Consider the following 10,587-nt stretch of genomic DNA (forward strand, 5'->3'; position numbering starts at 1 on the left):
CCATCAGCCCCTCACTCGTACCGGAGCGCTTCGACGGGGTCGAGGCGAGCGGCGCGCCATGATGGATACAGTGTGGCGAGGAACGACAAGGTCAGCGACATGATCACGACCGCCGTGGTCTCGCCGAAGTCGACCTCCGCCGGCAGCTTGGAGAGGAAGTAGAGCTCCGGCGAAAACAATTCGGTGCTGGTCAGCCAGGACAGGAATTCCCGGATCGATTCGATGTTGAGGCAGATCAGCAGCCCGACCACGAAGCCGGTCAGCGTCCCGACCACGCCGATCGCGGCCCCGGTGATCAGGAATATCCGCATGATCGATCCCTGCGAGGCACCCATGGTGCGCAGGATCGCGATGTCGCTGCCCTTGTCCTTTACCAGCATGATCAGGCCGGAAATGATGTTCAGCGCCGCGACGAGCACGATCATGGTCAGGATCAGGAACATCACGTTGCGCTCGACCTGCAGGGCGTTGAAGAAGGTCGAGTTGCGCTGTCGCCAGTCGACCAGGAACACAGGACGGCCCGCGGCTTCGGTGATCGACTTGCGGAACGAATCGATGCGGTCGGGGTCGGTGGTGAAGACCTCGATCGCGGAGACGTCGCTGCCGCGGTCGCTGACGCGGTTGAAATAGGCCTGCGCCTCGGCCAGCGGCATGAAGACGAACGTCGAATCGTATTCCGACATGCCGATCTCGAACACCGCCGCCACCTTGTAGGGCTTGATACGCGGCGTCACGCCCATCGGGGTCACCGCCCCCTTCGGAGACACCAGTGTGATGCTGTCGCCCGCATGCAGCGACAACTGGTCGGCAAGCCTGCGGCCGATAGCGACCCCCTGCCCTTCGTCAAAACCTTCCAGCGTTCCCTGTTTGATGTTCTTGGCGATCGAGGTGAGATTGTTCAGATCGTCGGCGCGGATGCCGCGAATGAAGACGCCGGTGGCGTTGAACGGCGAAGAGCCGAGCCCCTGGCCATCCACGACAGGCGCGGCGAGCCGCACGCCCCGCACCTGGCTGATGCGGTCGGCAACGTCCTTCCAGTCGGTGAGCGGCGATTCCAGCGGTTGCACCAGAATGTGGCCGTTGAGGCCGAGAATCTTGTCCAAGAGCTCCTTGCGAAACCCGTTCATCACGGCCATGACGATGATCAGCGTCGCCACGCCCAGCATGATTCCGAGGAACGAAAATCCGGCGATGACCGAGATGAATCCTTCCCTGCGGCGCGCCCGCAAGTAGCGGCCGGAGAGCATCCATTCGAAGGGCGCAAACGGTGCGGTATGGATCGGTTCGTTCACAGTTTCATCCATCGCTCGCTCATCCCACGATTTGGTTTTTTCTGTGCCATCAATGGCTTCGCCTGAGCTGTTGGGCCGGTCTTGAGGATTTGCGCGAATCCTTTTGGATTCCACGCAATCATAGTGCGGTAAAGCAGGATCGGCCAATTAATCCAATAGTTTTCCTCACGCTTGGCGATGCCGGCCGATCGCAAGCGAGAGGCTCCACATCGGGCGACGCCATTGGTCGATCTGAAGGGGCGGGCTCCAATGCCGATGCTAGAAACGTGATACGAGATCGCCGAGCGATACGTTCTCACGCGTGCCGTCGCTGCGCCGTTTGATCTCGACCTTGCCATCGGCGAGGCCCTTCGGCCCGACCATGATCTGCCAGGGAACGCCGATCAGGTCGGCGGCGGCGAACTTGGCGCCGGCGCGCTGGTCGGTGTCATCGTAGAGCACCTCCACGCCCTTGGCCACGAGCTCGCGATAGAGCCTTTCGCAAGCCGCATCCGTATCGTCGGCCCCCTGCTTCAGGTTGAGAATGACCGCCCTGAACGGCGCGACCGCCTCCGGCCATTTGATGCCGGCATCGTCGTGGCAGGCCTCGATGATGGCGCCGACCAGACGCGAGACGCCAACCCCATAGGAGCCGCCATGGATCGGAACGTCGGCGCCGTCGGGACCCGCAACCAATGCTTTCATCGAATCGGAGTACTTGGTGCCGAAGTAGAAGATCTGGCCGACCTCGATACCCCTGGTATGCAGTTTCTTTTCCGCGGAGACCTCGCGCTCGAAGCGCGCGGCATCGTGGACGTCCTCGGTCGCGGCATAGACCGAGGTCCATTGCTTGATGATCGGCGACAGATCGCCGTCGTAATCGACATCGTCGGCGGGAATCGGCAGGTCGAGCACGCCGCGGTCACAATACACAGCGGACTCGCCGGTCTCCGCGAGCACGATGAATTCATGACTGAGGTCGCCGCCGATCGGTCCCGTCTCGGCGCGCATCGGGATCGCCTTCAGTCCCATCCGCGCAAACGTGCGCAGATAGGCGACGAACATCCTGTTATAGGAGCGCCGCGCCGCCGCTTCGTCGATGTCGAAGGAATAGGCGTCCTTCATCAGGAATTCGCGGCCCCGCATGACGCCGAATCGCGGACGCTGCTCGTCGCGAAACTTCCACTGGATGTGATAGAGGTTGAGCGGCAGGCTGCGGTACGACTTCACGTAGGCGCGGAAAATCTCGGTGATCATTTCCTCGTTGGTCGGCCCGTATAATAGCTCGCGCTTGTGGCGGTCGGAGATCCGCAGCATTTCGGGACCGTAGGCATCATAGCGCCCGCTCTCGCGCCAAAGCTCCGCAAGCTGCAGCGTCGGCATCAGCAACTCCAGGGCGCCCGCGCGATTCTGCTCCTCGCGCACGATCTGCTCGATCTTCTTCAGCACCCGAAAGCCCAGCGGCAGCCAGGCATAGATGCCGGCCGCCTCCTGCCGCAGCATTCCGGCGCGCAGCATCAGACGATGCGACACGATTTCCGCCTCTTTCGGATTCTCTTTCAGGATGGGCAGAAAGAACCGAGACAATCGCATGCGATGAGCCTTGACGGAATCGTTTGGAAACGCGGGCTGGCGCCAGTGAAAGCGGATCACGCGGCAAAAGACAAGGGGCGGACCTTGGAAAAAGCCGCTAAGTCATCGGACTTCCTGCCATTTTCCCGTCGAAATCCGGGGCGACGGCAGCTTTCCCCCGCCCGTCGTGACAGGCCGATTCGGAACATTGATCGAGGTCATTGGGTCGGCACGTCAAAATCATCCTGCAGCGAGATCGTCCGGAACAGCGTCATGGCATTGATGCGGATATGCCAACGGCCGGCGGACGGAAGCGTCAGGACGGGCTCAGGACCCTGGGTTGCTTCCTTCGCCGTGAGCAAGGTCGCGTCGCCGGACGTCAGTTGCAGCACGAAACCATCGGTCCGACGCGCCGGGCGAAAATCAGGACCTGAACATCGCCTTCTCAGTGAATATGGATCATCGGCGGCGTGGTCGCCGCCGGCAGCGGGCTCGCCAGCATGGCGAGCCCGACAAATAGCAGCGAGCAGCCGATCCTCGGCACGGCCCGTCTCACATCTTCATGTCGGGAGACATCTTCTTCATCTGCATCGAACCACCCGAATCGGCGCCGGTCGCCGGCGCCTGCGCGCCGACGGAGGCGACGTCGAGCGAGACCTGTACCTTGCCAGCCCTCTCGAACTCGAGCGTGACCGGCAGCTTGTCGCCCTGCTTCAGCGGTCCCCTCAGATCCATCAGCATCAGATGATAGCCACCGGGGGCCAGCTTGACGGACCTGCCCGGATCGATCGTCAACCCATTGTCGAGCGGACGCATTTTCATCACGCCATTGATCATGGTCATTTCATGGACCTGAACACTGCCGGCCATGTCGGATGAACAGCCGATCAACCGGTCCGGCGCGCTGCCCTTGTTCTCGATAGTGAGATAGCCGCCGCCAATTTTCGCGCCCTTCGGCGTAGCGCGACTCCAGGCCTGGCTGATGACGAGATCGCCGGCCTTGACGTCATTGGCACGCGCCCAAGGCGCCGCCAGGAGACAGCCCGCCAACGCAACGATCGATGCAAGCCTGACAATCCTGATGTGCATGACTTCCTCCTTTTTCACATTCTAGTTCTAGTTCAGCGCTAGTTGACGAGATGAGCCGCCGGATGCAGGGTCCCGAGCAGCCCTACGATGGCAAAGACCAGAACCCCCAAGGCAATTTCGATGACCGTATTGCGCGTCAGTCGCCGCCGCGCCTGACGTCGCCGCTCGCTCCCCGACGGCAACGCCATCTCCGGCATCAAGCTCAGCCGGTTCACCGCGGCGAGCGCGACCATGACCGCGAAGACGATCAGCTTCAGCATCAGGACCCAGCCATAGGCGGTCAGGATCAAGCCGCGAAATGAACCGACCAGGATCCAGCTGTTGATCAGTCCCGACAGGATCAAGGCTGCGACGCAGGCGATGCCGAGCGAGGAAAAACGACTGATCGCATCGCGTTCGAGCGCGGCCCACCCCAGGACGTCGTATCGTCGTGCGGCATGGAGCAGAAGGGCGAGCGGGATCAGGCCGCCGATCCAGGCCGCCGCAGCGCAGAGATGCAGGGTATCGGCGGCCAGCTGCAGATAACCCAACGCGTGCGCGGTGGATGCGGCATGTCCGGTCCAGGCCATCGATGCCATCAAGCCGACGGCCAGGCCCAAAGCAAGCCAACGCCACGGCGCCGAGCGGTCGAAGACGAGAGAGACTGCCAGCCCGACCGCGAGCGCAAACCGGATCTGCGACATCCATCCGAACTGCGTCAAGCCGAGGACATCCCGCAGCGCTCCCGAAGTCACGGCTTCCCCGAGCCCCTCGTCGCTCAGCGACATCGTCAACACCAGCACCCAGGCCAGTCCGCTGAGCACCGCTATCGGCAGGCAGATCCACACCATCCGGCGAATCTGCGATTCCACGATACCGCTTGCTTTCGGCTCGGAACGCAAGGCTGGGTCGGCGACGGTTGAGCGAAACACCAAGCCGCCCGCAATCATCGCGGACGCGGTGAAGTGGATCGCACGCGCGACGATGATCGGACCGTCAATCTCCGCGCCGAACCAGTTCATCGGTCTTCTCTGGTCATCGGTCGCCCTGCGGACTTGCTTCGAACGAGAAACTGCCGCTGGTCGTCTGTGCGTCGACCGACAGCCCCTTCGACGTCGCTTGTGGTTTCGGTCGAGCCCAGCAAGCTCGTTAAATCCTCGGCGATCCGTTTCGAAAAGTCGGCGGAGAAGTCACGCCGATGGCGGTTTGCGACGGTTTGGCGGGCGCTGCTTGCCGTGAGAGGAACGAAGACAGCAACGAGTTCCCGCGGACTCGCGCGCAAGAGAAGGGTAGACATGGAAATCTCCGCAACCGCCAAACTGTGAAAATGCACGAAGCGGCGGGTTGCCGCCGTTCTTCACATCGACAGCGGCGGCCCGCGCGCTTGGGAATTGGAACCGCTTCGCGCTGTGCGGAGGCCCGCGACCCGATCCGGCCAGACTGCGCGCGCGGCCGTGCGATAGGGCTGCGCGACAACAACCGCTTGCGGCGTATCGAACGACGCACCGGCTTGTGCCGCGCAGCACGCCGAGCAGGTGCCATCATGATGATGCTGGCTGCCCCGATCAGACTGCGAAGGATTCGCAGCTGGATTGCTGCGGCAAATCTCGAACGTCTGCAAGGGGTCGGAGGCGGCGATGGCCGCGGCCCAGCACGCGCCGATAGGTGCGAGAATCTGCACCATCAGTGCGATCAGGATGATCGGAAGAAGTTTTTGTAAGTAGTGCCGCATCAGCAAAGCCATCTGCTAATGCCGGAACTAATCACTGGCGGCGTCGGAAGTCGAGGCCGCACCGGATCCCATCAAGGAATTGACCGGAAACCGGTGAAATTCTCAGGAAGCGCTGCAAAATAAGTGGGCTTATCGTTACCCCAACCACACTATCATAATACCTTATGGTAATGCTATGCATACAGATGCATTCCGGAGGGGCCAATTTCCGATCATTTCGCAAATTGCTCGAAGTTTGAACAATCGTTGCCGAAAATGATGACAAGAGGCGAAAGATCGTCTACGAATCCGGGCTCAGGCTGGCCGAAGGGCAAAGTCTGGTGGTCCAAGTCTCGGGAGGAGCCCCTGGCGCGCAGAAGCAGCGTCACCCCGCCAATCAAGATCAAATCCAAATTGCGGGATCAACAGGGTCGACACAATTTCTCGAGCAGGGCTTGGTGCCCTGCTCTTTTTTTCGCAAGATCATCCGCAGCATGGCGCGAGCGTGGTGCACGGTGCCCGCGAAATGACCGGCAGCAACAATATCCAACACAGCTTCGAATTGGCGGCCTCGCGTTGCGACGATCTGACACCGCAGGTCTATCGCCGTCTGTTCCGCGAACATCCCGAAACGCACGCCATGTTTCGCACCGAAGGCTCGGACCTCGTCAAGGGATCGATGCTGGCGCTGACGATCGAGGCGATCCTGGATTATGCCGGCGAACGCAGCGGACCGTTTCGCCTGATCGAATGCGAGGCCCTCTCGCATGACGCTTACGGCACGCCGCGCGACCTGTTCGTTGCGTTCTTCAGCGTAATCAAAGCGACATTGCGCGAACTGCTCGGAGCCGATTGGTCCGTCGATATTGAAGATGCGTGGCGAAAACTGCTGGCCGAGATCGAAGCGCTCATCTTGCACAGCAACATCCAAGATCCCCTCGTCGGCAAGAGCTTGTCCCAATAGGTGGCGCAGACAACACGATTATGAGACACTGCCGTCTCCGCGGCGCATGCAATGACGCCGTTGGCCAAAAGCAATGATAGCCAGGGAGCGAACGATGTCCGGGACTGACAAATCCTCAATGACCAGGCGCGATCTTCTGCAGACGGCCGCAATAGCTGGCGCCGCCACGGCTGTGCTCGGGGGGCTGGGCGCGAGTCCGACCTCTGCGGCAGAAGTCGGACGCTCGGAAAAGCCACTGAAGGCCGCGTTCTCCAACGCCGGCCTGCAGGCAACGTGGTGCGCCCAGGGCAAGCAGGCGGCCGAATGGTGGGGCAAGCTCTTCAACGTCGACGTCACCTGGTTCGACGGCCAACTCGACGCCGTGAAACAGCGCACGGCCATCGACAACATGGCTTCGCAGAAATGGGATTTTGTCGCGATCCAGGCATTCGGTATCGGCACGCTGACTCAGCCGGTGCAGAAGATGATCGATGCCGGCATTCCCGTCATCGACATGGACACCTTGATCGCCCCGCTCGACCAGATCAACGTTCATTCGTTCCTCGCCCCCGACAACGAGTTCATGGGCGCTTCCGTCACGCAGGCGCTTGTCAATGCCATCGGCGGCAAGGGCAAGATGATCATGACACAGGGCGCGCTCGGCCATACCGGCGCGCAAGGGCGCGCCAAGGGCTTCAATTCGGTGATCAAGCAGTATCCAAACGTCGAAGTCCTCGATACCCAGCCCGCCGATTGGGACGTCTCGAAGACCGCCCGGCTATGGGAAACCTATCTCACGAAATACCCGCAGATCGACGCGGCTTTCTTCCATAATGACGACATGGCGCTTGCTGCCTACAACATCATGAAGGCGCACAACCGCACCAACATCCTGATCGGAGGCGTCGACGCCATGCCGCCGGCAATCCAAGCTGTGAGCGAAGGCCGCATGTTTGCCACTGTGCGCAACCCGTCGTGCCGCATCCATGGCGGCGCGATCGTCGCAGGCGTCGCAGCCGTGACCGCGGGCGAAAAGAGCGGGACGGGCATTCCGAAGAGCGTCGTGACGGATGGTCCGGTCGTCACAAAGGCAAATGCGGCCGGCATGCAGTGGATGGAAGATCACTTCCTGATTTGATCCGTCATGCCGCAAGGCCGCTCACCTCTTCTCGAACTGCAGGGCATCACGAAGGCCTTCGGCGGCGTCGAGGCGCTTTGTGGAATAGACTTCGCGCTCTCGGCCGGCGAGATCCATGGTCTCGTCGGCGAAAACGGCGCAGGAAAGAGCACGCTGATGAAGATCATCGCCGGCGTGCATCCGGAATTCTCCGGCCGGTTCATGCTGGATGGGAACGACACCCGGTTCCGCTCGACGCGTGACGCGCGCGCGGCAGGGATTGCCATGGTGCATCAGGAACTCAGCGTCGCGCCCGAGCTGTCGGTCGCCGAGAACGTGTTTCTCGGCAACCAGCCGACCAACCGCTTCGGGCTGTTGCAATGGCGGCGCATGAGCCGCGAGGCCGGCGAGCTGCTCGGCCGATTCGGCATCGCGGTCGACCCGGCATCGCGATTGGGAGACCTGCCGATCGGCCTGCAGCAACTGATCGAGATCGCGCGCGTGCTGTTCTCGGGCGCCCGCATCATCATTCTCGACGAGCCGACCTCGGCGCTTTCCCCGCCGGAGGTGGAGCGGCTGTTTTCGACCTTGCGCAGGCTGCGGGACGAGGGCACCTCGATCATCTTCATCTCGCATTTCATCGAAGACATCCTGCGTGTCTCGGATACGGTGACGGTGTTCCGCAACGGCAGGAAGGTCGCCGAGGCGGCCGCCGTTGCGACCAGCAAGACCGCCCTGATCGAGGCGATGATCGGCAGGGGCAACGAGGCGCTGGAGGAGACGTACACGGACGACATCATGCTGCCGCCGCCCAGTGATCACCCGGTGGTGCTGGAGACCAGCCAACTCTCGCTTGCGCGCGCGCTGCAGGACGTTTCATTCGCGGTCCGCGCGGGCGAAGTCCTTGGCATCTATGGCTTCATGGGATGCGGCCAGCTCGAACTGGCCCGGATTCTCTTCGGCAAGCTCAAGCCGGATCAGGGCGCGCTCAAGATTGCGGGCAAGCAAACGGCCTTCGGCAGCACGGCCGACGCCCGGCGCGCCGGAATCGCCTTTGTGCCCGAGAGCCGGAGGGCGATGCTGTTTCATCAGGAGCCCGTCTACAAGAATGTCTCGATTACCATCCTCGATCGGATTTCATCCCTCTTTCTCAGACCCTCCCGAGAACGCGAGATCGCCTGGCGACAGGTCGAACAACTGCAGATCAGGCCTGCGGCGGTCGAACTCGATCTCGGGATGCTGTCCGGCGGCAATCAACAGAAAGTGGCGCTTGCGAAGTGGCTCAGCTATCCGCCGCGTCTCTTCGTGCTGTGCGAGCCGACACGCGGCATGGATGTAGGCGCCAAGAACGACGTCATCCATATCATCCGCGATCTGCGCCAGCGGGGGCTTGCCATCATCGTGCTGTCCACCGAGCCGGAAACGGTGCTGTCGCTCGCCGATCGAATCATCGTGCTCAAGCGCGGCGTCGTGGCCCGCGAATTCAGCAATGAGGCGATCAGCAAGGATCGCCTCCTGGAAGCGGCCTGAGGAGACGCCGATGGCGAGCAGTGAAGGCGCGACAGTCCCTGCGGCGGATCGGAAGCGGTCTCAGAGGATCGGTGCCATGTTGCGCTCCCAGATGCGCAATATCGCACCGTTCCTGACGCTGATCTTCCTCACCGGCTTCTTTGTCGCCACGAGCCCATCCTTTGCGACCATCGACAATGTCGCCAACATCCTGACCCAGGTGTCGGTTACCGGCATTATCGCAGTCGGGCTGACCTTCGTCATTCTCTGCGCCGAGATCGATCTTTCGATTGCGAGCGTCGCCAATGTTACGGGGATCGCGGTGGCCTATTTCACCCAGCAGGAGTCATACGTCAACATTGCCAACTTCCCGATGGCTGGATGGGCAGCGATCCTGCTGGCGCTTGTGCTGTGCGCGCTGCTCGGTCTCGTCAACGCACTCGGCCTCACGCTGATCGGCATCCCCTCGTTCATCATGACGCTCGCAATGATGCAGATCGCGTCCGGCATCTCCGCCCTGCTCGTGCGCGGGCAGATCGCCTACAAGGTGCCAAACCTTGTGACGACGCTCGGATCGTCGTCGATCGGCGGAGTGCCCTGGATCGTCATCGTCGCCGCCGTGATGCTGCTTGGCGGCCATCTGGTACTCACCTACACCCGCTTCGGCCGCTACGTCTACATGGTCGGCGGCAATCGGGAGGCAGCCGAATATTCCGGGCTCAACGTCAATCTGATCCTCGGCAGCGTGATGGTGATCGCCGCTGTTTGCTCGGGAATCGGGGGCATGCTGGGCGTCGCGCATTTCGGCAGCGCGCAACAGAACGAATTCGACACCTATCTCCTGGATTCGATCGCCGCCGTCGTGGTGGGCGGCACCAGCCTGTTCGGCGGCCGCGGCGGCATCGGCAACACCATCGTCGGCCTCTTCGTGCTCGGCGTTCTCAATAATGGCCTCGATCACATCAACATCGACAGCTTCCTGAAGATCCTGATCCGCGGCCTGATCCTGCTCGCAGCCCTGGTGATCAACGTCTATGCGCAGAGGTTGCGGGCAAGGACCGTCGAATAGTCCCGCCTTTCACCGGCTAAACCGAAGTTTGCGCCGTCAAAACGCACAACTGCCTGATCGGATTCCGAATTTTGAAATTAGAGGTTTCCGCTACTGGACACAGGCCTCGCTGCGCTAGTTGGACGAAGCAGCTGCAGAATCGAATCACAAATTCGCGGATCTGTGCATATCTACATGGACACTTTCCCGGCGCGATTTTCGACCTAAGCGACTCAACAGATTTGGCTTTCGGCAAAATGCAGGCGCAAACTTCAGGCTAAACACGCAATCAATCCCGCTCCAGGAAATTCGATCCGATATCGGCCTTCTTCTTGATAGGATCATAGT

General features: G+C 61.4%; 12 protein-coding genes. 4 read left to right on the top strand and 8 right to left on the bottom strand.

Annotated features, from left to right (window positions below; all coding sequences use genetic code 11):
• Nucleotides 1-11: 11 nt before the first annotated feature.
• The 8 genes from WCB02_RS02795 to WCB02_RS02830 all read right to left on the bottom strand — a co-directional run bounded on the left by WCB02_RS02795 (nt 12) and on the right by WCB02_RS02830 (nt 6,259).
• Nucleotides 12-1,304, bottom strand: coding sequence for a lipoprotein-releasing ABC transporter permease subunit (locus tag WCB02_RS02795; protein ID WP_423956137.1), 1,293 nt, complete (start codon nt 1,302-1,304; stop codon nt 12-14).
• Nucleotides 1,289-1,486 carry a hypothetical protein gene (locus tag WCB02_RS02800; protein WP_423956139.1) on the bottom strand — a complete coding sequence of 66 codons (198 nt, stop codon included), beginning with the start codon at nt 1,484-1,486 and terminating at the stop codon, nt 1,289-1,291. Before WCB02_RS02800 ends, WCB02_RS02795 begins: the two co-directional genes overlap by 16 nt.
• Nucleotides 1,487-1,550: 64 nt before the next feature.
• Nucleotides 1,551-2,864, bottom strand: coding sequence for a proline--tRNA ligase (gene proS / locus WCB02_RS02805; RefSeq protein ID WP_423956141.1), 1,314 nt, complete (start codon nt 2,862-2,864; stop codon nt 1,551-1,553).
• 197 nt (nt 2,865-3,061) lie between these two features.
• On the bottom strand, nt 3,062-3,235 hold the full coding sequence (locus WCB02_RS02810; protein ID WP_423956143.1) for a hypothetical protein: 174 nt from the start codon (nt 3,233-3,235) through the stop codon (nt 3,062-3,064).
• Nucleotides 3,236-3,395: 160 nt separating this feature from the next.
• Nucleotides 3,396-3,932 (bottom strand): copper chaperone PCu(A)C, encoded by a 537-nt coding sequence (locus tag WCB02_RS02815; RefSeq protein WP_423956145.1) that lies wholly within the window; start codon nt 3,930-3,932, stop codon nt 3,396-3,398.
• A 38-nt stretch (nt 3,933-3,970) separates the two neighbouring features.
• Nucleotides 3,971-4,933 carry a copper homeostasis membrane protein CopD gene (gene copD / locus WCB02_RS02820; RefSeq protein ID WP_423956148.1) on the bottom strand — a complete coding sequence of 321 codons (963 nt, stop codon included), beginning with the start codon at nt 4,931-4,933 and terminating at the stop codon, nt 3,971-3,973.
• A gap of 335 nt (nt 4,934-5,268) precedes the next feature.
• Entirely contained in the window at nt 5,269-5,655 is a 387-nt protein-coding gene (locus WCB02_RS02825) for a DUF2946 family protein (protein WP_423956150.1), read from the bottom strand.
• Between the two features lie 370 nt (nt 5,656-6,025).
• Nucleotides 6,026-6,259, bottom strand: a complete 234-nt coding sequence (locus tag WCB02_RS02830) for a hypothetical protein (protein ID WP_423956162.1) — start codon at nt 6,257-6,259, stop codon at nt 6,026-6,028.
• On the opposite strand from WCB02_RS02830, the gene WCB02_RS02835 reads away from it, so the two are divergent.
• The 4 genes from WCB02_RS02835 (at nt 6,149) to WCB02_RS02850 (ending at nt 10,260) form a co-directional block, all read left to right on the top strand.
• A complete protein-coding gene (locus tag WCB02_RS02835; RefSeq protein WP_423956152.1) occupies nt 6,149-6,586 on the top strand; it encodes a globin in 438 nt (145 codons plus the stop codon). The genes WCB02_RS02830 and WCB02_RS02835 overlap by 111 nt on opposite strands.
• A 94-nt stretch (nt 6,587-6,680) precedes the next feature.
• On the top strand, nt 6,681-7,703 hold the full coding sequence (locus tag WCB02_RS02840) for a sugar ABC transporter substrate-binding protein (RefSeq protein ID WP_423956154.1): 1,023 nt from the start codon (nt 6,681-6,683) through the stop codon (nt 7,701-7,703).
• A 6-nt stretch (nt 7,704-7,709) separates the two neighbouring features.
• Complete coding sequence (locus WCB02_RS02845; RefSeq protein WP_423956156.1) at nt 7,710-9,212, top strand: sugar ABC transporter ATP-binding protein; 1,503 nt, start codon at nt 7,710-7,712, stop codon at nt 9,210-9,212.
• Between the two features lie 10 nt (nt 9,213-9,222).
• Entirely contained in the window at nt 9,223-10,260 is a 1,038-nt protein-coding gene (locus tag WCB02_RS02850) for an ABC transporter permease (protein WP_423956159.1), read from the top strand.
• The last annotated feature ends 327 nt before the right edge of the window (nt 10,261-10,587 follow it).

It is taken from the genome of Bradyrhizobium sp., from assembly GCF_049581145.1.
Lineage (GTDB): Bacteria > Pseudomonadota > Alphaproteobacteria > Rhizobiales > Xanthobacteraceae > Bradyrhizobium.